This window comes from Leifsonia sp. ZF2019 (assembly GCF_019924635.1).
In the GTDB taxonomy this organism is placed as follows: domain Bacteria; phylum Actinomycetota; class Actinomycetes; order Actinomycetales; family Microbacteriaceae; genus Leifsonia.
In genome coordinates this window covers 51,815-72,240 of sequence record NZ_CP065037.1, presented here as the reverse complement: position 1 = coordinate 72,240, position 20,426 = coordinate 51,815, and the positions used below count along the sequence as shown (strand labels likewise).

Genomic DNA, 20,426 nt, shown 5'->3' with positions numbered 1-20,426 from the left:
GGCCGTCCGGCGCGCGCACGCGTTCGACGACCCTGAAGAGACCAAGGACCCTCATGAAGAAGACGACCTTCGCCGCCTCCATCGCGGCGACCACCACCGCCCTGCTGCTCCTCGCCGCACCGCTCGCGGCCAGCGCCCACGTGCACGTCACGCCGGACTCGGCGACGCCCGGCAGCTACGCCACCCTCACGTTCAAGGTGCCCACCGAGTCCGCCACGGCGGGGACGGTGAAGCTCGTGGTCGACCTGCCCACCGCGACACCGTTCACCTCCGTCAGCTACCAGCCGATCCCGGGGTGGACGGCCTCCGTCGACACCGAGACCCTCGCCACGCCGGTCAAGACCGACGACGGCACCATCACCGAAGCGCCGGTGCGCATCACCTGGACGGCCGACAACGGCACCCAGATCGCTCCCGGGCAGTTCCAGGAGTTCACGATCTCCGCCGGCGCGGTGCCCGACACCGGATCCATCCTGCTGCCGACGCACCAGTACTACTCCGACGGCAGCGTCGTCGACTGGGCGGACAAGACTCCCGCCTCCGGCAAGGAGCCCGAGCACCCCGCCCCCACGCTCTACGTGAACGACCCGGCTCCGGCCGAAGAGGGTGGCACCATGACGACGCAGGTCGAGACGACCGGCACCACGCCCGCCTCCACCTCCGCGGGGACCGCCGCGACGGCCGTGTCGATCGGGCTCGGGATCGGCGGACTCGCCCTCGGGGCCATCGCCCTCGTGATCTCGGTGCTGGCGCTCGTGCGCCGGGGCAAGGTGCGGGCATGATGCGTCGTGCCCTCGCGGCGGCGGCCGGCCTGGCCGCCGCCCTCGCCCTCGCCGTGCTGCCCGCTGTCGCCGCGTCCGCCCACGACTACCTGGTGAGCAGCGACCCGGCGGCCGATGCGACGGTCACCGCCCCGCTGAGCACGGTGACGCTGACGTTCAACGATCGCGTGCTCGACCTGGCGGGCGACGGCTCCAGCACCCTGCTGACCGTCACCGGCCCCGACGCGGCGACGCGCCACTTCGAAACGGGATGCGCGACCGTCGCCGACCGCAACGTCAGCGCGCCCGTCGCGCTCGGAGCAGCCGGCTCGTACACGGTCACGTATCAGATCGTCTCGGCGGACGGCCACACCGTCTCGAACTCGTACACGTTCGCCTACCAGCCGCCGGCGGGCACTCCGGAGGCGGCCGGCAGCGAGACCACCGGCTGCGGGGCGGCGACCGCTCCCGCCACCGCGACGCCCGCGGCGTCCGACCCGGGCTCGCCCGAGCCGACGGCGGGAGGCTCGGAGCCGCTCGTGACGGCCTCCACGCCGCAGCCGACGCAGGCCGCGAACGACTCCGGGCTCGGCCTGGTGATCGGCATCGCGATCGCGATCGTCGTGCTGGCGATCGCGGGCGTGGTCATCGTCGTCCTGACCGCCCGGCGCAGGCCGCCGGCGGCAGCGGGCACCCCTTCGGGCCCCGAGCAGGGGGACGCCCCGAGGAAGGACGACGCCGGGAAGGACGACGCCGGGAAGGACGACGCCGCAGGGAGCTGACCGGACCCCGTTGTCGCGAGGCCTCCGCGGGCGTACCGTCCACGCATGGCCTCAACGAAGCGCGACCAGCCGGACATCGTTCCCGACGAGCAGATGGATCCGGACATCGTCCCGGCGCCGCAACCGGCGCCCGAGTCGATCGACGATGGAGACGAGGAGGACGGCCGGAACTGATCCGGCCGTCCTCCGTCGTCGACGCGCCTCAGTCCGGCGCACCACCCGAAGCGGTGTCCTCCTCGGTCTCGGCATCGTGGTGATCCTGCTGCGAGGGCTCGTTCCCGTGCGCGGCGTCGTGCGCCGTCAAGTCGGCACTGGTCATCTCCCGCTCGCCGGGATCGAGGTCTCCGCGCTGCTCGTCGCTCATGGTCTGCTCCTTCCCCGGCCGCCTGATCCTTCTCGGACCGGACCACGGACGGTAGCCCCGGGGTCGCTCGGAGACAAGGGCCAGAGGATGCTCACCCGGGGTTGAGGCTGCGCCCAGCCTGGTGCGGCATCGTAAGGCCCGTGGAGATCGTGGTCGACGTCGTGCTGCTGGTGCTCGGCGTGCTGGCCGTGGTCGCCGGCTACACCAACGGCGCCATCCGCGCCGCCGGTTCGCTCGTCGGTCTCGGCTGCGGCATCGCGCTCGGCCTGTTCCTGGCACCGACCGTCGTCGGCTGGGGCGTCTCCTACGGCTGGACCGGAGTCACCCAGCGCTCGATCGTCGCCGGCGTCGTCATCCTCGTGTGCGCCGGTGTGGTCTACGCCATCGCCGGCGGGATCGCCGCACTGCTCGGCAAGGTGCTGCGCCGCGGCCCGATCCGCTGGCTCGACTCCCTGATCGGCGCGGTCCTCGGCCTCGCGACCTGGGCCGTCGTGGTGTGGCTCGTCGCCGGCTTCGCCATGTCGACCAGCCTGGCGACCGTGGTGCAGGCGGCCGACTCCTCCCGCGTCGTCGCCGCACTCAACGGGATCGCCCCGCTGCCCGCCTCGACCGTGCTGGGCGCGATGGACGATGCGCTCGCCAGTGCCGGCTTACCCAAGGTCTTCGAGGGCGACGAGTCGATCAAGACGATCTCGGCTCCCGACCCGTCGGTTCCGGCCGACGTCACGAGGTCGGAGCAGTCCGTCGTCACCGTTCTCGCCTCCAAGCCCGCCTGCGGCGTCGACTCCGAGGGCAGCGGCTGGGTGGTGCAGCGCGGGCGCGTGGTGACCAATGCGCACGTGGTCGCGGGCGCATCCTCGATCGTGGTCCGCGAGTCCGGCAGCGGCACCCTCGATCGGGCGACCCTGGTGGCCTTCGACCCGTCGCGCGACCTCGCGGTGCTCGATGTGACCGGCCTCGGTGCGCCCGCGCTCGACATCGGGCAGGACCTCGCGTCGGGTGCGCAGGCCTACGCGGTCGGCTACCCCGGGAACGGCCCCTTCACGGTGAGCCCGCAGCGCGTGCGTGACCAGCTCACGGCGCGCGGCACCGACATCTATCAGAGCGGCTCCGTCGAGCGCGAGATCTACTCGCTGCGCGGCACCATCCGGCCGGGCAACTCGGGCGGGCCGCTCCTCGACTCGTCGGGGGATGTCGTCGGCGTGGTCTTCGCCCGCTCCACCGTCGACCCGGACACCGGATACGCGCTCACCCTGTCCGAGCTGCGCCCCGTGCTCTCCTCGGTCGGGAGCGCCCCGATCAGCTCGGGGGCGTGCTCCGCGGGCTGACACGTGGTTGGCTGGGGTCATGCAGGCTGTCACGTACTCCTCCACCGGCGACTCCGACGTGCTCGTGCTCGGCGAGCGGGAGGAACCGCACGCCGGTCCCGGTCAGGTGCGCGTGCGCATCCACGTCTCCGGGGTCAATCCGACGGACTGGAAGTCGCGTCGCGGCGGCGGGGATCCCGCACCGCTCGCGCGCCCACAGGTGCCGAACCAGGACGGCGCGGGCGTCGTCGACGAGGTCGGGGAGGGAGTGACCCGCCTCCGCGCGGGCGATCGGGTGTGGGTGTGGGATGCGGCCTATCAGCGCCCCGACGGCACCGCGCAGGAGCTCGTGGTGCTTCCCGAACGGCAGGTCGTCCCGCTGCCCGACGAGGTCGGGTTCGACGTCGGGGCGAGCCTCGGCATCCCGGCGCTGACCGCCCACCGCGCGCTGACATCGTACGAGCACGCGCCGGCCGAACTCGCTCCCGGCAGCCTGGCGGGCCGGACAGTGCTCGTCGCGGGCGGCGCCGGGGCCGTCGGCCACGCGGCCATCCAGCTGGCCGTCTGGGCCGGGGCGACCGTCGTCTCGACCGTGAGCAGCCACGAGAAGGCGGAGCTCGCGCGGGCGGCGGGCGCGCATCATGTCGTCGACTACACCGATCCCGACGCCGCGCAGGCCATCGGGGCGCTGGCCCCGCGCGGCGTCGACATCGTGGTGGAGGTCAACCCCGCGGCGAATGCCGAACTCGACGTGCGGGTCGCCGCGACCGGCGCCACCATCGCGATCTACGCGGACACCCCGGGCGAGTCCGAGGTGAGCGTGCCGGTCCGGCCCAGCATGTCGAAGAACCTGCGCTGGCAGTTCGTGCTCACGTACACGACCGCCGCGTCGGTGAAGGATGCCGCGGTGCGCGCGGTGTCGGCCGCGGTCGCGGACGGCGCCCTGCCCGTGGGGGCCGAGCACGGCCTCCCGCTCACGCGATACCCCCTCGCGGAGACCGCCGCCGCCCACGACGCCGTCGAGGGCGGCATCGTGGGCAAGGTGCTCATCGACCTGGTGTGAGCCGCCGGGCGCGCAGCGTCTGCACGATCAGCGCGACGACGGCCGCGGCCCCGATCGCCACCGCGTAGCCGAGGACGGTCGGCAGCAGCCCCACGGAGGCGATCAGCTCTCCGGCGACGAGTGCGGGCACGCCGTAGGCGAGGTAGCTGATCAGGAAGATGCCGGCGAAGAGCTCGGCCCGCTTGTCGTTCGGAGCGAGCGGGGCCAGGATGCGCAGCATCGCCGAGAACCCGGCGCCGAAACCCGCACCGGCCACGGTCGCACCGGCGAACAGAAGCGGGAGGACCGCGGCGGCGATGCCGATCCCGGCGAGGACGACGCCGACGACGATCGCCACCATCCCCCACTGCGTGCTGAACCGGGCGGGCGCACGGGTCAGGAGGAGGCCGGCTGCGGCGCCCACGGCCGGAGGCACCGCGACGATCGCGCCGTTGAGCAGCCCGCTGTCGAGGTGGAAGACGCCGTGGAGGATGGACGGCGACAGCCCGATGAACAGTCCGGCCAGCATCCAGGTCGCGAGGAAGAGCGGGATCGCACCGACGAACTCGCCACGGGCGGCCCGAGGGATCACCAGCCGGGGCACCAGCGAGCGGAGCGCTCCGGGTCGCCGCTCCACGGTCTCCGGCGATGCAGCGACGACCACGACGCCGGCCGCGAAGAGCACGGCGAGGGCGACGAAGACGAGCGTGGTCGGCGCGCTCGTGAACTGCACCGCGAGGCCTGTGAAGAACGCACCGAGGGCGATCCCGCCCACCGGTGCGGTGCTTCCGATGGTCGCGCCGAGCTTCTTGTGCTTCTCGGGCGCCAGTTCGACGAGGGCGGCGGTGAAGGTGCTCATGGCGGCACCGGTCGCGACGCCCTGCACGGCCCGCGCGGCGATGATCCAGCCGATGTCGGTCGCGAACAGGAACATCAGCATCGCGACGATCTGCAGGGCCAGCGCTCCGATCAGCACCGGTCGCCGGCCGATGTGGTCGGAGAGCGACCCGGCGACGAGCAGAGTGATGAGGAGCGTCACGGCGTAGATCGCGAATGCGACCGTGAGCAGCCACGGGGCGAAGCCCCACTCCTGCTCGTAGAGCACGAAGAGCGGGCTCGGCGCGCCGACCGCGAGGGCCACCGCGACGAAGGCGAGTGCCGTTCCGGCGAAGGCGGCGACCGGACGCAGCCGCAGGGAGCGACGGGCGGGTCGCGGAGCGACGTGCAGCGCCGCGGTGGCGCCGGTCGGGCAGATCTCGTCGGCTGTGGTCATGACGGCCTCCTTAAAGCAAATCGGGTTGCTTTAGTGGACTCTAAACGCTCGAACCAGTTAAAGCAACAGAATTTGCTTTAAGCTGTTGTCATGTCCGAAACACCGATCGACGAGGGCGCCGCCAAGCGCACGGGGGGCCGCAGCGCCGCGGTCATCCACAACGTGCGCACCGCGGTCGAGGACCTCGTCAAGGAGAAAGGGAGCGAGCGCGTCACGGTGCCGATGATCGCCGAGCGCGCCGGCGTCAACCCGACCAGCATCTACCGCCGCTGGGGCGACCTCCCCACCCTCATCAACGACATCGCGACCTATCGGCTCGAACCCGACCGGCCGATCCCACGGGCGGACAGCCTGCGGGACGACCTCGCCGGCTGGGCCCGCGAACTCGTCGCCCACTACCGCAAGCCGGTCAACGCCGCACTCCTGCGCGGCGGGGCGTCGAGCGCCGGCGAACGCCAGTCCGACTGCCTCCGCAACCGGCGCACCGAGGCCGGGATGCTGCTCGAACGGCACCCCGAATCCAGCCTCACCGTCGACGAGATCATCGACATCGTCATCGCACCGATCATCTACCGGGTCATCTTCCTGCCGTGGACGCTCGACGACACGACGGCCGACGGGCTCGTCGGGCGCCTGTTCCGCTAGCGACCACCGCGGCGGCGCGTGCCGCCGCGCCGCGCTAGTCTCGCAGGATGGCCGACGACCGTTCCCCCGAGGTCCGCAGCGCCGCGCGCTCGGGCTGGGCCGTGGGGCTCGCGACGGCGGCCTACGGGATCTCGTTCGGCGCACTGGCGACCGCGTCGGGACTGGACGTCTGGCAGGCGTGCGTTCTCAGCCTGCTGATGTTCAGCGGGGGCTCGCAGTTCGCGCTGATCGGAGTGCTCGCCTCGGGCGGTGCGGCCGCCGGCGGCACCGCGATCGCGAGCGCCGCGCTGCTGGGGGTGCGCAACTCGTTCTACGCCCTGCGGCTCTCGCGCATCATCGGTCATGGGTTCTGGCGGAGGTCGGCGGCCGTGCAGCTGACGATCGACGAGTCGACGGCCGTCGCGACCGCTCAGACCGAACCCCGCGCGCAGCGGACGGGCTTCTGGGTCACCGGGCTCGTGGTCTACGTCGGCTGGAACCTCATGACCCTGGCCGGCGCCCTGCTGGGCAACCTCATCGGCGACGTGCGCGCCTACGGTCTCGACGCCGCGGCGGCGGCCGCCTTCCTCGGGCTGCTGTGGCCCCGCCTCAAGGCCCGCCAGACGCAAGCGGTGGCCGTCGCCGCCGCGTTCGTCGCGACCCTGCTGACACCGTTCCTGATGCCGGGGCTCCCGGTGCTCGCGGCCGCGCTCGTCGCCATCGTGGTCGGAGCGCTCAACCTGTTCGGCGCGCGCGACGATCCGCCGCATCCGGAGGCCATCCCGATGGAGCGGGAGGTGGAGCCGTGACGACCTGGAACATCATCCTGCTGGGCTCCATCGCCGTGCTCGCCCTCAAGGCGGTCGGCTGGCTGGTGCCGCCGAAGGCGCTCGACCATCCCACCGTCGCCCGGATCAGCGACCTGCTCACGGCCGCCCTGCTCGCCGCCCTGATCGCGGTTCAGACCTTCGGGGCCGGGCAGTCGCTGGAGCTGGACGCGCGCCTCCCCGCCCTGGCGATCGCCGCCGGGCTCTACGCGCTCCGGGTGCCGTTCATCGTGGTGGTGCCGGCGGCCGCGGTGGTGGCGGCACTCATCCGGCTCCTCCCCTGACGACACGGTGTCGGGGGCCCTTCGTACAGTTTCGCCGTGACCGCATCCTGGCATCCCGTGTCGAACGCCCACCCGACGGAGTGGGTGCTGCGCCAGGGTGCCGCCGGGCCCGCATACGCGGTCGTGCGCCGGTTCGCGTTCGGCGACCCCGGCCGGCCCGACATCTGGTTCCGGGTCGTCACCTGGTCCGCCGCCTCCGTGGAGCGCGAACTCATCGGCTGGTGCCGCACCCTGGATGCCGCCGCGAAGGTCGCCTGGGACTACCGCTGCGCCGCTGAGTCGTGGCGGCATCACATGGCCTCACGGAGGGTGGACTCCACCACCATGGAGGCGCAACGCCCCAGCGCGTCGGAGCTGCTGCGCTTCTACCGGGCCTCCCTGCGTCGTCCAGCGGCCGTTCCCCCGGTCAGCGCAAGCTGAGGGCGCGGGCGCCCACGGCGACGTCCGCATCGTCCAGCACCTGCTCCACCATGCGCACGGACCGAGGATCGTGCGCCCGCAACGCCGCCGCGAACGCGAGGACCCGCTGGCGCGGGAGCACGCTCGCCGCACCGGGCTCCAGTCGCAGATGGCGCAGTACGCGCAGGTGCACGGCGACCACCGTCTCGGCGAGCACCGCGTTGCGCAGCGAGGCGAGCACCACGTGCATCACGCGCAGGAACACCTCGACCGCGTTCTGGTCGTCGTCGCGTTCCAGACGGCCGGCGAGCAGGCCGACTTCCAGATCCGCGTCGGCGTCGAGAGCGGGAAGGGACTGCCGCACCGCGTCGGGGTAGAGCCGGCGGAGCACGGCGATCGCGTCGACGACGTCCACGGGCGAGAGCGGCGCGACGATCGTGAACCGGTTCGGCGCCGTCTCGACCAGGCCGACCGCCGAGAGGCGCGCGATCGCCTCGCGCACCGGCGTGCGGGAGACCTGCAGCCAGGAGGTCAGGTCGGAATCCTTGAGCCGCGCGCCCGGCTCGAGCGAACCGTCGAGGATGCGTTCGAGCAGCAGCTCGAAGACGTCGTTGCGCAGAAGCCGGCGATCGGATCGGATGGCGACCGGGCGGGTGGGTGTCTCGGTGTCGCGGGGCATGTGCGTTCTTTCGGCCGGGTGAGGCGGATGAAGGATGCGGGTACCCTGATATATGTCTACTTCATGTCGGCGTCCCGTCGCAAAACAAACCATCCGGTAGGGGATTCCACGGTGCCGAGAATCCGTGGGGACCCCGATGTCCCGTCCGGCACCCCGCTCATAGGGTTGTCACGGGTTTTCGGCCAGGGGGGACAACCAGGGGGACACCGGAAAGGGCCGGAGCGACATCGTCGCTCCGGCCCTTTCGCCGTCCGCCCGAGGGCGGGAGGCTGGTGCTACTTGGTCAGCGGCTCCAGGGTCGGGTCGTTGGCGTACGCCTCCGCCGCGTTCTCCTTGGTCACGATGACCGGCTTCAGCAGGTAGGCCGGGACGACCTTCGCGCCGTTGTTGTAGGACGTCGGGTCGTTGATCTCCGGCTTGTCGCCCTTCTGGAGGGACGAGACCATCGCGACGGCCTGCTTCACCAGGTTGCGGGTGTCCTTGTTGATGGTCGAGTACTGCTCGCCGGCCATGATCGACTTGACCGACTCGGCCTCCGAGTCCTGACCGGTGACGATCGGCACCGGCTTGCCTGCGCCCTTCACCGAGGTGATGATGGCGCGGGCGAGGGTGTCGTTCGGGGAGAGGACGCCGTCGAGCTCGGTCGACGCGTAGTTGGCCGCGAGGAGGGTGTCCATGCGGGTCTGCGCGTTGGCCGGCAGCCAGCCCTGAGTGGCGGTCTGCTTGATGTCGGTCTGGCCGGAGACGACCTTCAGCGTGCCGTCATCGATCTTCGGCTGGAGGATCTTCATGGCGCCGTCGAAGAAGACCTTCGAGTTGGCGTCGTCCGGCGAACCGGAGAAGAGCTCGATGTTGTAGGTCTTCTTGTCCGGGTACTTGGCCTTCATGCCGTCGAGGAGGGCCTGGCCCTGCAGCTCGCCGACCTTCTCGTTGTCGTACGCAACGTAGTAGTCGACGTCCTTCGTGTTGAGGATGAGGCGGTCGTACGCGATGACCACGGCGCCCGCGTCGTGGGCCGCCTTGGCCTGCGCGGCGAGCTGGCCGCCGTCGACGGCGCCGATGATGATGACCTTGGCGCCGTTGGTGATCATCGACTGGATCTGCGACTGCTGGTCGGAGACGCCGGAGCCGCCGGCGTACTGCACGTCGGCCTTGAAGCCGGCGTCCTTGAGGTCCTTCTCGAACAGGCCACCGGCGAGCACCCAGTTCTCCGACGTCTTGGTCGGGAGGGCGACTCCGATGGTCGAGTCCTTGGGGAAGCCGGCCGCGGTCGACGAGCCGGACGAGCCGTCACGGCTCGAGCAGCCCGTGAGGGCGAGCGCGGCGGCAGCTGCGACAGCCACTGTCGCGAGTGCGAATTTGCGCATGGCGTTTCTACTTTCTGTGTGTTGGATGGTGCAGGTGTGAGGTGAAGTCAGTTCGTCAGTGAACGGGACGAGGCCTCGGCGGAGTCGTCCGCGGGGACCACGGCGGGCTGGTCGGCGCCCACGGCGTTGGCCTCCTGCTTCTTGCCGCCGCCGAACATCCGGCCGATCAGCGAGGGGCCGCCGCGACGCTTCGAGTAGACATCGATGCCGACCGCGATGAGCAGGACGAGCCCCTTGATGATCTGCACCTTGTCGCTCGTGACTCCCAGCAGCTGGAGGCCGTTGTTGAGGACCGCGATGACCAGACCACCGACGATGGAGCCGGCGACGGTGCCGATGCCGCCAGAGACGGCCGCGCCACCGATGAAGACGGCCGCGATGGCGTCGAGCTCCCAGCCGAGACCGTCCTGCGGGCCGGAGGAGACCGAGCGGGCCACGGCGATCATGCCCGCAAGCGCGGCGAGCACCGACATGTTCATCATGACGAAGAAGTTGATGCGCTTGATCTTCACGCCCGAGAGCTCCGCCGCGTGCCAGTTGCCGCCGACCGCGTAGATGTGACGGCCGAAGATCGTGCTGCGGGTGACGAACGAGTACACGATGATCAGGACGCCGAGGATGACACCGGCGACCGGGAAGGAGGTGCCGACGCGGCCGCTCGCGAACAGGAAGGTGAAGTACACGACGACTGCGCCCAGGACCAGGACCTTGAACACGCTCACCCAGAGCGGCGCCTTCTCGGAGCCCATCTTGGTCTGGTTGTGGCGCGTGCGGACCTCGAGCAGCACGATCGCGACGACCACGATCAGGCCGAGCAGCAGCGTCGAGTTGTTGAAGCCCGTGTCGGGGCCCCACTCGGGGAGGAAGCCGCCGCCGATGAAGGTGAAGCCGTCCGGCACCGGGATCGTGTTCGCGTTGCCGATGAACTGGTTGAGGCCGCGGAAGATGAGCATGCCCGCCAGCGTCACGATGAACGCCGGGACGCCGACGTAGGCGACCCACCAGCCCTGCCAGGCGCCGATCACGGCGCCGATCACGAGCCCGAGGATGATGGCGAGGGGCCACGGCATGTGCCATTGCGTCATCGCCTGGGCGACCACGATGCCGACGACGGCCGCGACGGATCCGACCGACAGGTCGATGTGCCCCGCGATGATCACCATAACCATGCCGATCGCGAGGACCAGCACGTAGGCGTTCTGGTTGACCAGGTTGATGAGGTTCACCGGGTCGAGCGTCTTGCCGCCCGTGACGATCTGGAAGAACACCACGATGACGACGAGCGCGCCCAGGATGCCGAACTGGCGCCCGGTGGACTGGCCGCTGCCGAACATCTTGCCGAGGTCGCGGATACCCCCGGACTTCTTCTTCTCGGAAATCTGTGTGGTCATGGTTATGCCGTCACCCTCTTCTTGGCGGATGTCATGCTCTTCAGGAGCGCTTCGGGGGTCGCTTCCGCGATCGGGAACTCGTTCGTGATCTGACCTTCGAAGATCGTGTAGATCCGGTCGGAGATGCCGAGGAGCTCGGGGAGCTCCGAGGAGATGACGATGACGCCCTTCCCCTGCGCGGCCAGCTGCTGGATGATGCCGTAGATCTCGTACTTGGCGCCGACGTCGATGCCGCGGGTCGGCTCGTCGAGGATGAGGAGGTCCGGGTCGGTGAACATCCACCTGGCCAGGACGACCTTCTGCTGGTTGCCGCCCGAGAGCGTGCTGACCCCGCGGTCGACGTCCGGCGTCTTGATGCGCAGGCTCTTGCGGTACTCCTCGGCGACCGCGTACTCCTTCAGGTCGTCGACGACGCCGTGCTTCGCGATCTTGGTCAGCTTGGCCGCGACGATCGACTGCTTGATGTCGTCGATGAGGTTGAGGCCGAGCACCTTGCGGTCCTCGCTGACGTAGGCCATGCCGTTCGCGATCGCCTCGGAGACGTTGCGCACCTGGATCTGCCGGCCGTCCTTGTAGATCTCACCGGAGATGAAGTTGCCGTAGGAGCGGCCGAAGACGCTCATCGCGAGCTCGGTGCGGCCGGCGCCCATGAGGCCGGCGAAGCCGACGATCTCGCCGCGGCGGACGGTGAAGCTGGAGTTCTTGACGACCAGGCGGTCCGGCACCTGCGGGTGCTGGACGACCCAGTCGCGCACCTCGAAGAAGACCTCGCCGATCTTCGGCGTGTGCTCCGGGAAGCGGCTCTCGAGCGTGCGCCCGACCATCCCGCGGATGATGCGGTCCTCGTCCACGCCGTCGGCCTTGACGTTGAGCGTCTCGATGCTGCGGCCGTCGCGGATGATCGTGATCTCGTCGGCCACGCGCTCGATCTCGTTGAGCTTGTGGCTGATGATGATGGAGCTGATGCCCTTGCTCTTCAGGCCCAGGATGAGGTCGAGCAGGTGGGCCGACTCGGCCTCGTTCAGCGCGGCGGTGGGCTCGTCGAGGATGAGCAGCTTCACCGACTTGTTGAGCGCCTTCGCGATCTCGACCAGCTGCTGCTTGCCGACGCCGATGTTCTTGATCTGCGTGTCCGGGTCGTCGGAGAGGCCGACGCGCGCGAGGAGCTCGACGGCGCGGGACTTGGCCTCGTTCCAGTTGATGACGCCGCCGCGACCGGGCTCGTTGCCCAGGAAGATGTTCTCGGTGATCGAGAGCTCCGGGATGAGGGCGAGCTCCTGGTGGATGATCACGATGCCCTGCTGCTCGCTGGACTTGATGTCCTTGAACCGCATGACCTCGCCCTGGTAGACGATGTCGCCCGAGTAGGTCCCGTACGGGTACACGCCCGAGAGGACCTTCATGAGAGTGGACTTGCCCGCACCGTTCTCGCCGCAGATCGCGTGGATCTCATCGGCCTTGACGGTCAGGGACACATCCTCCAGCGCCTTGACACCGGGGAACTCCTTGGTGATCGCGCGCATCTCGAGGATGACTGCGTTCGACGACATCGTCGCTCCTTGGTTTCGGATTGTTGCCACGCATGTTCGGTCATGCGCCTAAGTAGTAAACGCTATGTCTGGTCTTGGCGTCAAATAGTGAAGACAACGAGACGGTAACGGTTTGCGTGACGTGCACGGTACGCCTTCGCGGAGGGCGGGGCTACTCCGCGCCGGCGAGGGCGTTCTGGATGACGAGGGCCGCGGCGCCCAGCGACTCGGCGCGATCGCCCAGCGACGACACGCTCACGGTCGTCGTGTCGGCGATGATCGGGATCGCGTTGTGCTGGATCCCGCGCCGGATCGGCTCCAGCAGGGCGTCGCCCAGCCCCACCAGGGGACCGCCGATCAGCACCAGCTCGGGGTTGATGACGTTGGCGATGCTCCCGATCGCCTGGCCGATCGCCTGCCCCGCGTCGCCCACGACGCGCAGCGCCGCCGGATCGCGCTCGAGGCCGCGGCGCAGGATGTCCGCGGTCGTCACCGGCTCCGTCCCGCTCCGGCCGAGGGATTCGATCATGACCGTCGTCGAGGCCACCGTCTCCAGGCACCCGCGGTTGCCGCAGCGGCAGATGACGCCGGGGTCCACGACGGGCGTGTGCCCCAGCTCCCCCGTGATGCCGAGGTAGCCGTAGTAGGTGAGGCCGTTGATGATCAGACCGGCGCCGATGCCCGAGCCGATCTTGACGAAGATGATGTTGCGCACGCCGCGATGGGCGCCCCAGGTGACCTCGCCCAGCGCACCGAGGTTGGCGTCGTTGTCGAGCACGACCGGGAAGCGGAAGGCGTTCTCGAGGTCGCGGAGGTTGACCCCGACCCACTCCGGCAGGATCGCGCCCTGCAGCACCGTGCCGGTGCGCCGGTCGATGGGACCGGGGATGCCGATGCCGACCGAGAGCACCGACTCGCGGTCGTGGCCGCCGTCGGCGAGCATGCGATCGAGCAGGTCGGAGGCGTCGGCCACCGCCCCGGTGACGTCGTAGCCGAGCGGGAGCACGAGTTCCTGCTCCGCCAGCACCTCGTACCCGAGCGTGCAGAGCACGATGCGCACGTGGCGGCGGCCGAAGTCGACGCCGACCGCGATGTCTCCGGTGTCGCTCAGCTGAACGAGCAGCGCCCGCCGACCGCTGGACGTGACGGGTGTCGTGGTGACGACGCCTTTGACCGCCATGTCCCGGACGATGTTCGAGACGGTGGCGGTGGACAGCCCCGTCCCGCGCGCCAGCTCAGCCTGGGTGGAGGGGCCGTTCGCCAGGAGGAACTCGACGAGGCGCTCCTGGTTCAGGTGCCTCAGTGCGCCCTGCGACCCGGGATTGCGAGCGCCACGGGGCACGAGGCCCGGAGTGGCGGTCATAGGGATAAGCGTGAATCATCCTCGGGTTGGAGTCAAGCTGTGAACGTAACGGTCAGCTGTCACGCTGCTGAGAGAGCTCCCACACGAGCGGGAGCTCCTGGCCGTCCACTCCGCTGCCGAGCCGCTCGAAGTGGCCGACGTGCCGGTTGATGGACTCCTGCCAACGCCGATTGGCCGGATCGTCCTCCAGCGCCGCCATCGCGGCGGCGAAATCGTCGCACTCCACGAGGTGGAACAGGTGCCGCCCGCTCCGCCAGATCGCCCAGTCGCGGATGCCGAGGCGGCCGAACGACGCGACCAGGTCGTCCGGGATTGCGGCGTGGGCCTCGTCGTAGGCGAGCTCGTGTCCTTCGCGGAGCACGGAGTGGAGGGCGACGCGCATGCGGGTGCTCCTTCGGTGGGTCGTCGTCAGTCGACGAGGGTCGGCAGGAACTCGTGTGCGCGGAGCGACTCCGGGATCATCTCCATCCCGATCCCGGGGGCGAGCGGCGCACGGTAGCGCCCGCGGTGCAGCTCGACCGGGGTGACGAAGTGCTCGTGCAGGTGCTTCGTGTATTCGATCATGCGCCCCTCCTGCGAGCCCGACACCGCGACGTAGTCGAACATCGAGAAGTGCTGCACCGCCTCGCAGAGGCCGACGCCTCCGGCATGCGGGCAGACCGGGACGCCGAACCTGGCCGCCAGGAGCAGGATCGCGATGTTCTCGTTGACCCCGGCGACGCGGGTGGAGTCGATCTGGACGATGGAGGCCGCGCCGGCCTGGAGCAGCTGCTTGAACAGCACCCGGCTCATGCCGTGCTCGCCGGTGGCGATCGGCACGGGAGCGACCGCCCGGGCGATGGCCGCGTGCGCGAGCACGTCGTCGGGGCTCGTCGGCTCTTCGACCCAGGCCAGGCCGAACGGCTCGAGGGCGCGGATCCATTCGATCGCCTGGTCGCGGTCCCAGCGCTGGTTCGCGTCGATAGCGATGCGGACGTCCGGCCCGACCGTCTCGCGGGCGATGCCCAGGCGGCGGATGTCGTCGCCGAGGTCGTCCCCCACCTTGAGCTTGATCTGTTCGAAGCCGTCGTCGACCGCCTCACGGGCGAGCCTCCGGAGCTTGTCGTCGGAGTATCCGAGCCAGCCCGGCGTCGTCGTGTAGCCGGGGTAGCCGAGGGCGATCAGGTCGGCCTCGCGCTCCGCGCGGCCCGGCTCGGCGCGGCGGAGGATCTCCAGCGCCTGCTGCGGCGTCAGCGCGTCGCTGAGGTAGCGGAAGTCGACCAGGTCGACGAGCTCCTCCGGCGTCATCCGCGCGAGCAGCTGCCAGAGCGGGAGCCCCGCGCGCTTGGCCTTGAGGTCCCAGAACGCGTTCACGACGGCGCCGATGGCCATGTGCATGACGCCCTTCTCCGGGCCCAGCCAGCGCAGCTGCGAATCGTGCACGAACTCGCGCCAGAAGCCGCCGAGATCGCTGAGGACGCCCTCCACGTCGCGCCCGATGACCCGGTGCGCGACCGCGTCGATGGCGGCGACCTGCACGTCGTTGCCGCGGCCGATGGTGAACACGAAGGCGTGACCCTCGTGCCCGTCGCCGGCGTCCGTGGTCACGCGCAGGTAGGCGGCCGAGTAGTCGGGGTCGGGGTTCATCGCGTCCGACCCGTCGAGCAGGGCGGACGTCTCGAACCGCACGTCCAAGGTCTCGAAGCCGGTGACGATGCTCACGCCGTTGTCCTTTCGTTCGGCTGTCGGCAACATCCTATTGGATATAGGTGATGAACACCAGCATTATCGATGACGTTGAATTCCTATAGGAAATAGCAATAGGATGGGAGCGACCCCGCGTCAGCGAGCGAAAGGACCCTCGATGCGATTCATGCGACTCGGAGCGCCCGGAGCGGAGATCCCCGCCGTGAGCGACGGGACGACGACGTGGGACCTGCGCCCGCTCACCGCGGACATCGACGGGGCGTTCCTCGCCTCGGACGGCCTGGCTCGTGCGAGCGCGGCCGCGAACGGCGGGACGCTGCCGGTCCTCGACGCGGCCGGCCTCCGCATCGGCGCGCCCATCGCACGCCCGCAGGCCGTCATCTGCATCGGCATGAACTACGCGGCGCACGCACGGGAGTCGGGTGCCGAGCCGCCGAAGGACATCGTCGTGTTCTACAAGCACCCCAACACGGTCGTCGGGCCGAACGACGACATCCTGCTGCCACCCGGCTCCACCACGACGGACTGGGAGGTCGAGCTCGCCGCCGTCATCGGCGCGCGCGCCCGCTACCTCTCCTCCGCCGAGGAGGCCCTGGACCACATCGCCGGATTCGCCGTGGCGAACGACGTCTCGGAGCGCGAGTACCAGCTCGAGCGCTCCCTCGGGCAGTGGAGCAAGGGCAAGAGCTTCGAGACCTTCAACCCGCTCGGACCGTGGCTCGTGCCGGCCGCGGAGGTCGGCGACGGCTCCGGCCTGCGGCTCTGGTCACGCGTCGGCGGCGAGACCCGCCAGGACTCGAGTACGAGCGACCTGATCTTCGGGGTCGCCGAGATCGTCTACCGCCTCAGCCAGTTCACCGTGCTCGAGCCCGGAGACCTGATCAACACGGGCACGCCTGAGGGCGTCGCGCTCTCCGGCCGCTTCCCGTATCTCGCGGCCGGCGACGTGGTCGAGGTCGGAATCGAGGGGCTGGGCGCGCAGCACAGTACCGTCGTCCCCGCCTGAGCCGCCCCGATCGCATCCCTCCCGCACACACGAAGGAGACACCGATGTCCCAGCACTTCGACGGCTTGGTGGCCGCGGTCACCGGCGGCGCCTCCGGCCTCGGCCGGGCGATCGCCGACGAGCTCGCGGCGCAGGGCGCCCGCGTGTACGCGCTCGACCTCGACCCCTCGCGCGTCACCGCGCCGCACACCGGCATCCGGTGCGACATCGGCGACGACGCCTCCGTGCGTGAAGCCGTCGCCGCGGTGGTCGGCGACGCCGGACGGCTCGACGTGGTTGTCGCCAACGCCGGCATCGGCGCGCAGGGAGACGTCACGGCGAACGACGACGACGAGTGGGCGCGTGTGCTCAACGTGAACGTCGTCGGCTCGGCCCGCACCGTCCGCCACGCGCTCCCCCACCTCCGGGAGTCACCGGCGCCCGCCATCGTGTTCACCAGCTCCATCGCGGCGTGGGCGGGGCTGCCGCAGCGTGTGCTGTACTCGGCGTCGAAGGGCGCGATCTCGGCCATGACGCTGGCGATCGCTGCCGACTGCCTCCCGCTCGGCATCCGCGTCAACGCGGTCGCCCCCGGCACGGCCGACACTCCGTGGGTCGGCCGGCTGCTCGATTCCGCCACCGATCCCGACGCCGAGCGTGCGGCGCTCGAGGCGCGGCAGCCGAGCGGCCGCCTGGTCCAGCCGCAGGAGGTCGCGGAGGCCGTCGCCTACCTCGCGTCGCCCACCTCGGGCTCCACCAACGGCGTCATCCTGGCGGTCGACGGCGGCATGTATTCGCTGCGGCCGCGCCCCTGAAACACGGCTCGCTGCGGCCGCGCCCCTGAAACGTCCGCAGCCTATTCGTGTTCGGCCGACTCCAGGCTCGCCGCGATGCGGTGATACGACCGCGTGATGTGATCGAGCATCGCGGCCTCGGCGGTCGCGGCATCCCCGCTTCGCAGCGCCTCCAGCACGGCCTCGTGCTCGCCGGAGGTCTCGTCGACCACCCCGTGCTTGAAGTAGATGCGGTACTGGTGCATGTGCGAACGGAGGCGCGAGATCGCGTCGGCCAGGAGCGCGTTGCCGGAGTGCTCCGCGATGATGCGGTGGAACTCGGAGTCCTGGTTGGCGAAGTCCTTGTAGTCCTTGAAGCGGTCCTCGCCGGTCTGCGACGCCTCGCCGCTGCGGTGCATCTCCTCGCAGAGCTGCCCGAGCTGGTCGAGGGTCTGCTCGTCGAGCTCACCGGCGGCGTTGCGCGTCGCATACGGCTCCAGCAGCCGCCGCATCTCGAACAGCTCCCGCAGGCCGTCGCTGTCGAGCAGAGGAGCCGCCGTGTATCCCTTGAGGGCCTTCTTGACCACGAGCCCCTCGGACTCGAGGCGGGCGAGCGCCTCGCGCACGGGGGTCGGCGAGACGCCGAGCTGCCGGGCGATGCCGTCGATGCTGGCGCGGCTCCCCGGCTCGATCACCTGGTCCATGAGCAGCCCGAGCACGGCGTCGTACACGTCGTCGGCGAGAGCTCGTCGTGCGGGCAGGAAATGCTCGCCTCTCACCTCGTTCGAGGTGTCGGATTCGATGCTCATGTGCACATCCTAGGTCGCGTGGTGGGTTCCGAGAGGATAGAGGATCGACGATCGCCCGTCACAGTACCCCGCTCGCGGCGAGCTCGCCCCACAGCTCCTCGGGCACCGACGCGTCGGCGAGCGAGGCATTGCGGACGATCTGCTCCGGCGCGTCCGCCCCCATGACCACGGTCGCGACGGCCGGGTGCCGGAGGGGGAACTGCACGGCCAGCTGCGGCACGGTGACGCCGTAGGGCGCCGCGATGTCGGCGATGCGGTTCGTGCGCTCCACCACGGAGGCCGGCGCCGAGCTGTAGTCGAACTTCGCTGCAGCGACCGGACGATCGGTCGCGAGGATCCCCGAGTTGAAGACCGCGGCGACGGCGACGGAGACGCCCCGCTCGAGGGCGGCGGGCAGCAGGTCCTCCTCCGCGGCGTGGTCGAGCAGGGTGTAGCGCCCGGCGCACATCACGATGTCGAGGTCGGTCTGCTGGACGAAGCGCGTCAGCATCGCCGACTGGTTCATCCCGGCGCCGTAGGACCGGATGACGCCCTGCGACCGCAGCTCCTCCAGCGCGGGGAAAGCACCCTCCAGCGCCTCCCGCTCGTGCTCGTCGGGATCGTGTACGAACAGCACGTCGATGCGGTCGACGCCGAGCCGCCGCAGGGAGTCCTCGACCGAGCGCAGGACGCCGTCGCGGGAGTAGTCGAACCGGCGGCGGAGGGTCGCGGGCACCGCGAAAAGGTTCGCGATGTCCGTGTCTCCGGCGCGGTAGTCGGGGTTCGGCTCCAGCAGCCGCCCGACCTTCGTGGAGAGCACATAGTCGTCGCGCGGGCGGCCGCGCAGCCCCGCCCCGAGCCGCTCCTCCGACCGCCCCAGTCCGTAATGCGGGGCCGTGTCGAAGTAGCGGACGCCGGCGTCCCAGCCGGCGGGCACGATGCGCGGCCACTCCTCGTCCCGCCGCGGTGCGTACAGATCTCCCAGGGCGGCCGCCCCGTAGCCGATCGGACCGACCGTGAGGCCGCCGCGACCGAAATCCCGCGTGCGCCTGTTCGTCGTCGCCTGCGCCATCGTCACGCCACCCGCCTGTCCTCGATCGCGTCGAGATCCCACCGTATGCCGAGACCCGGCTCGTCCGACGGCACGCCGTGCCCGTCGCGGATGGTCATCTCGGCCGTTGTGATCGCGCGCAGCTGCGGGATGTGCTCCAGGTAGAGCGCGTTGGGCACCGCGCAGCACAGCGAGACGTGCAGCTCCATCAGGAAGTGCGGGGCGACCGCGACGTTGAACGCCTCCGCGAGGTGCGCGACCTTGAGCCACGGCGTGATGCCGCCGACGCGCGCCACGTCGACCTGCACGATCCCGGCGGCGCCGCGCTGCAGGTACTCCCGGAAGTGCCCGACGGAGTACATCGATTCGCCGACGGCGATCGGCACGCTGGTGGACTCGGCGAGCCGCGCGTGGCCGGCGAGGTCTTCCGCCGGCAGCGGCTCCTCGAACCAGAAGATGTCCAGCTTCTCGAACAGGGCAGCGCGACGGATCGCCTCCGCGGCCGTCAGCGACTGGTTGGCGTCGACCATGATGTCGAGGTCGTCGCCCACGGCGTCCCGCACGGCGGCGAGCCGCTCGTAGTCCTCGTGCCCGCGCGCCTTGCCGACCTTGATCTTCACGCCGCCGAGCCCGCGTGCACGCGACTCCAGGGCCTGCGCGACGAGCTCGTCCGTCGAGAAGTGCAGCCAACCTCCCTCGGTGTCGTAGAGCGGGATGCTCGGCTGCGCCCCGCCCGCGGCGACCCACAGCGGCACACCCGCCGTCCTGGTGCGCGCATCCCACACGGCGGTGTCGACCGCCGCGAGGGCCAGCGAGGTGATCGGCCCGACCGTCGTGGCGCGCGTCGCGTTGAACATCGCCCGCCACACCTCCTCCGGCCGGTTGACGTCGAGGCCGGTCACGACCTCCAGCAGGGTGGTGCGCAGGAGGCTGAGCACGGCCGGGCCGCCGGTGCCGATCGTGTAGCTGTAGCCGAGGCCGTCCACGCCGCCGGCCGTCCGCAGGCGCACGAAGATCGTCTCCTGCTTGAGGAACGATTGCACGGCGTCCGTGCGCACGGTCTCGACGGCGAGGTCGCTGAGCCACGCGTCGGCTCCGACGATCGTGCCGGCTGCGGTGCGCGTGTCGGGCGGGGCAAGGGTCATGGTCGT

23 protein-coding genes are annotated in these 20,426 nt (G+C 70.4%); 11 read left to right on the top strand and 12 right to left on the bottom strand.

The features are described from left to right. Positions 1 to 53 precede the first annotated feature (53 nt). From IT072_RS00400 to IT072_RS21215, 3 genes are read left to right on the top strand one after another with little or no spacing between them, the layout of a single operon-like run. Entirely contained in the window at positions 54 to 782 is a 729-nt protein-coding gene (locus IT072_RS00400) for a YcnI family copper-binding membrane protein (RefSeq protein ID WP_223358833.1), read from the top strand. Beyond that, positions 779 to 1,543, top strand: a complete 765-nt coding sequence (locus tag IT072_RS00395) for a copper resistance protein CopC (RefSeq protein WP_223358832.1) — start codon at positions 779 to 781, stop codon at positions 1,541 to 1,543. The genes IT072_RS00400 and IT072_RS00395 overlap by 4 nt, the downstream gene beginning before the upstream one ends. Positions 1,544 to 1,588: 45 nt before the next feature. Beyond that, positions 1,589 to 1,717 carry a hypothetical protein gene (locus tag IT072_RS21215; protein WP_263282054.1) on the top strand — a complete coding sequence of 43 codons (129 nt, stop codon included), beginning with the start codon at positions 1,589 to 1,591 and terminating at the stop codon, positions 1,715 to 1,717. Positions 1,718 to 1,745: 28 nt separating this feature from the next. Here IT072_RS21215 and IT072_RS00390 read toward each other — a convergent pair whose 3' ends face one another. Further along, positions 1,746 to 1,907, bottom strand: coding sequence for a hypothetical protein (locus IT072_RS00390; protein WP_223358831.1), 162 nt, complete (start codon positions 1,905 to 1,907; stop codon positions 1,746 to 1,748). A 140-nt stretch (positions 1,908 to 2,047) separates the two neighbouring features. On the opposite strand from IT072_RS00390, the gene IT072_RS00385 reads away from it, so the two are divergent. Both IT072_RS00385 and IT072_RS00380 read left to right on the top strand, forming a co-directional pair. After that, complete coding sequence (locus IT072_RS00385) at positions 2,048 to 3,235, top strand: MarP family serine protease (RefSeq protein WP_223358830.1); 1,188 nt, start codon at positions 2,048 to 2,050, stop codon at positions 3,233 to 3,235. Between the two features lie 19 nt (positions 3,236 to 3,254). Then, a complete protein-coding gene (locus tag IT072_RS00380; RefSeq protein WP_223358829.1) occupies positions 3,255 to 4,277 on the top strand; it encodes an NADPH:quinone reductase in 1,023 nt (340 codons plus the stop codon). On the opposite strand, the gene IT072_RS00375 is transcribed toward IT072_RS00380, so the two are convergent. Beyond that, entirely contained in the window at positions 4,261 to 5,529 is a 1,269-nt protein-coding gene (locus tag IT072_RS00375; protein WP_223358828.1) for an MFS transporter, read from the bottom strand. The two genes, IT072_RS00380 and IT072_RS00375, sit on opposite strands and share 17 nt — an antisense overlap. 90 nt (positions 5,530 to 5,619) lie before the next feature. Here IT072_RS00375 and IT072_RS00370 point away from each other — a divergent pair, with 90 nt between their 5' ends. Genes IT072_RS00370 through IT072_RS00355 form a run of 4 tightly spaced genes read left to right on the top strand, consistent with a single transcriptional unit; the run spans position 5,620 to position 7,684 of the window. Then, positions 5,620 to 6,174 (top strand): TetR/AcrR family transcriptional regulator, encoded by a 555-nt coding sequence (locus IT072_RS00370; protein WP_223358827.1) that lies wholly within the window; start codon positions 5,620 to 5,622, stop codon positions 6,172 to 6,174. Positions 6,175 to 6,221: 47 nt separating this feature from the next. After that, a complete protein-coding gene (locus IT072_RS00365; RefSeq protein WP_223358826.1) occupies positions 6,222 to 6,962 on the top strand; it encodes an AzlC family ABC transporter permease in 741 nt (246 codons plus the stop codon). Next, positions 6,959 to 7,264, top strand: a complete 306-nt coding sequence (locus IT072_RS00360; protein WP_223358825.1) for an AzlD domain-containing protein — start codon at positions 6,959 to 6,961, stop codon at positions 7,262 to 7,264. The genes IT072_RS00365 and IT072_RS00360 overlap by 4 nt, the downstream gene beginning before the upstream one ends. Before the next feature lie 36 nt (positions 7,265 to 7,300). Further along, positions 7,301 to 7,684 (top strand): hypothetical protein, encoded by a 384-nt coding sequence (locus IT072_RS00355; protein WP_223358824.1) that lies wholly within the window; start codon positions 7,301 to 7,303, stop codon positions 7,682 to 7,684. Here the strand turns inward: IT072_RS00355 and IT072_RS00350 are convergent. The 7 genes from IT072_RS00350 to IT072_RS00320 all read right to left on the bottom strand — a co-directional run bounded on the left by IT072_RS00350 (position 7,671) and on the right by IT072_RS00320 (position 15,693). Continuing rightward, positions 7,671 to 8,342: a GntR family transcriptional regulator gene (locus IT072_RS00350; protein WP_223358823.1), complete on the bottom strand. Its 672-nt coding sequence runs from the start codon at positions 8,340 to 8,342 to the stop codon at positions 7,671 to 7,673. The two genes, IT072_RS00355 and IT072_RS00350, sit on opposite strands and share 14 nt — an antisense overlap. A 275-nt stretch (positions 8,343 to 8,617) precedes the next feature. Then, positions 8,618 to 9,709: a substrate-binding domain-containing protein gene (locus IT072_RS00345; protein WP_223358822.1), complete on the bottom strand. Its 1,092-nt coding sequence runs from the start codon at positions 9,707 to 9,709 to the stop codon at positions 8,618 to 8,620. Positions 9,710 to 9,756: 47 nt separating this feature from the next. Then, positions 9,757 to 11,100 (bottom strand): multiple monosaccharide ABC transporter permease, encoded by a 1,344-nt coding sequence (gene mmsB, locus IT072_RS00340; protein ID WP_223358821.1) that lies wholly within the window; start codon positions 11,098 to 11,100, stop codon positions 9,757 to 9,759. Positions 11,101 to 11,102: 2 nt separating this feature from the next. After that, a complete protein-coding gene (mmsA, locus tag IT072_RS00335) occupies positions 11,103 to 12,650 on the bottom strand; it encodes a multiple monosaccharide ABC transporter ATP-binding protein (protein ID WP_223358820.1) in 1,548 nt (515 codons plus the stop codon). A gap of 151 nt (positions 12,651 to 12,801) precedes the next feature. Beyond that, complete coding sequence (locus IT072_RS00330) at positions 12,802 to 13,992, bottom strand: ROK family transcriptional regulator (protein WP_223358819.1); 1,191 nt, start codon at positions 13,990 to 13,992, stop codon at positions 12,802 to 12,804. Positions 13,993 to 14,044: 52 nt separating this feature from the next. Beyond that, entirely contained in the window at positions 14,045 to 14,374 is a 330-nt protein-coding gene (locus tag IT072_RS00325; protein ID WP_223358818.1) for an L-rhamnose mutarotase, read from the bottom strand. A gap of 26 nt (positions 14,375 to 14,400) precedes the next feature. After that, on the bottom strand, positions 14,401 to 15,693 hold the full coding sequence (locus IT072_RS00320) for an enolase C-terminal domain-like protein (RefSeq protein ID WP_223358817.1): 1,293 nt from the start codon (positions 15,691 to 15,693) through the stop codon (positions 14,401 to 14,403). A 142-nt stretch (positions 15,694 to 15,835) separates the two neighbouring features. Here IT072_RS00320 and IT072_RS00315 point away from each other — a divergent pair, with 142 nt between their 5' ends. Both IT072_RS00315 and IT072_RS00310 read left to right on the top strand, forming a co-directional pair. Beyond that, positions 15,836 to 16,684 (top strand): fumarylacetoacetate hydrolase family protein, encoded by an 849-nt coding sequence (locus tag IT072_RS00315; RefSeq protein WP_223358816.1) that lies wholly within the window; start codon positions 15,836 to 15,838, stop codon positions 16,682 to 16,684. Positions 16,685 to 16,728: 44 nt separating this feature from the next. Further along, positions 16,729 to 17,478, top strand: a complete 750-nt coding sequence (locus IT072_RS00310; RefSeq protein WP_223358815.1) for an SDR family NAD(P)-dependent oxidoreductase — start codon at positions 16,729 to 16,731, stop codon at positions 17,476 to 17,478. Between the two features lie 41 nt (positions 17,479 to 17,519). Here IT072_RS00310 and IT072_RS00305 read toward each other — a convergent pair whose 3' ends face one another. Genes IT072_RS00305 through IT072_RS00295 form a run of 3 tightly spaced genes read right to left on the bottom strand, consistent with a single transcriptional unit; the run spans position 17,520 to position 20,420 of the window. Next, positions 17,520 to 18,245: a GntR family transcriptional regulator gene (locus tag IT072_RS00305; RefSeq protein ID WP_223358814.1), complete on the bottom strand. Its 726-nt coding sequence runs from the start codon at positions 18,243 to 18,245 to the stop codon at positions 17,520 to 17,522. Positions 18,246 to 18,303: 58 nt separating this feature from the next. Next, positions 18,304 to 19,296 (bottom strand): aldo/keto reductase, encoded by a 993-nt coding sequence (locus IT072_RS00300; RefSeq protein WP_223361032.1) that lies wholly within the window; start codon positions 19,294 to 19,296, stop codon positions 18,304 to 18,306. A gap of 2 nt (positions 19,297 to 19,298) precedes the next feature. Further along, the gene (locus tag IT072_RS00295) at positions 19,299 to 20,420 is read right to left on the bottom strand and encodes a mandelate racemase/muconate lactonizing enzyme family protein (RefSeq protein WP_223358813.1); all 1,122 of its coding nucleotides are present in this window, start codon (positions 20,418 to 20,420) and stop codon (positions 19,299 to 19,301) included. Positions 20,421 to 20,426: the final 6 nt, after the last annotated feature.

Coding starts and splice junctions, on each gene's coding strand:
- IT072_RS00400 (WP_223358833.1), top strand. CDS start 54: ATGAAGAAGACGACCTTCGCCGCCTCCATCGCGGCGACCACCACCGCC.
- IT072_RS00395 (WP_223358832.1), top strand. CDS start 779: ATGATGCGTCGTGCCCTCGCGGCGGCGGCCGGCCTGGCCGCCGCCCTC.
- IT072_RS21215 (WP_263282054.1), top strand. CDS start 1,589: ATGGCCTCAACGAAGCGCGACCAGCCGGACATCGTTCCCGACGAGCAG.
- IT072_RS00390 (WP_223358831.1), bottom strand. CDS start 1,907: ATGAGCGACGAGCAGCGCGGAGACCTCGATCCCGGCGAGCGGGAGATG.
- IT072_RS00380 (WP_223358829.1), top strand. CDS start 3,255: ATGCAGGCTGTCACGTACTCCTCCACCGGCGACTCCGACGTGCTCGTG.
- IT072_RS00375 (WP_223358828.1), bottom strand. CDS start 5,529: ATGACCACAGCCGACGAGATCTGCCCGACCGGCGCCACCGCGGCGCTG.
- IT072_RS00370 (WP_223358827.1), top strand. CDS start 5,620: ATGTCCGAAACACCGATCGACGAGGGCGCCGCCAAGCGCACGGGGGGC.
- IT072_RS00365 (WP_223358826.1), top strand. CDS start 6,222: ATGGCCGACGACCGTTCCCCCGAGGTCCGCAGCGCCGCGCGCTCGGGC.
- IT072_RS00350 (WP_223358823.1), bottom strand. CDS start 8,342: ATGCCCCGCGACACCGAGACACCCACCCGCCCGGTCGCCATCCGATCC.
- IT072_RS00345 (WP_223358822.1), bottom strand. CDS start 9,709: ATGCGCAAATTCGCACTCGCGACAGTGGCTGTCGCAGCTGCCGCCGCG.
- mmsB (WP_223358821.1), bottom strand. CDS start 11,100: ATGACCACACAGATTTCCGAGAAGAAGAAGTCCGGGGGTATCCGCGAC.
- mmsA (WP_223358820.1), bottom strand. CDS start 12,650: ATGTCGTCGAACGCAGTCATCCTCGAGATGCGCGCGATCACCAAGGAG.
- IT072_RS00330 (WP_223358819.1), bottom strand. CDS start 13,992: ATGACCGCCACTCCGGGCCTCGTGCCCCGTGGCGCTCGCAATCCCGGG.
- IT072_RS00325 (WP_223358818.1), bottom strand. CDS start 14,374: ATGCGCGTCGCCCTCCACTCCGTGCTCCGCGAAGGACACGAGCTCGCC.
- IT072_RS00315 (WP_223358816.1), top strand. CDS start 15,836: ATGCGATTCATGCGACTCGGAGCGCCCGGAGCGGAGATCCCCGCCGTG.
- IT072_RS00310 (WP_223358815.1), top strand. CDS start 16,729: ATGTCCCAGCACTTCGACGGCTTGGTGGCCGCGGTCACCGGCGGCGCC.
- IT072_RS00305 (WP_223358814.1), bottom strand. CDS start 18,245: ATGAGCATCGAATCCGACACCTCGAACGAGGTGAGAGGCGAGCATTTC.
- IT072_RS00300 (WP_223361032.1), bottom strand. CDS start 19,296: ATGGCGCAGGCGACGACGAACAGGCGCACGCGGGATTTCGGTCGCGGC.
- IT072_RS00295 (WP_223358813.1), bottom strand. CDS start 20,420: ATGACCCTTGCCCCGCCCGACACGCGCACCGCAGCCGGCACGATCGTC.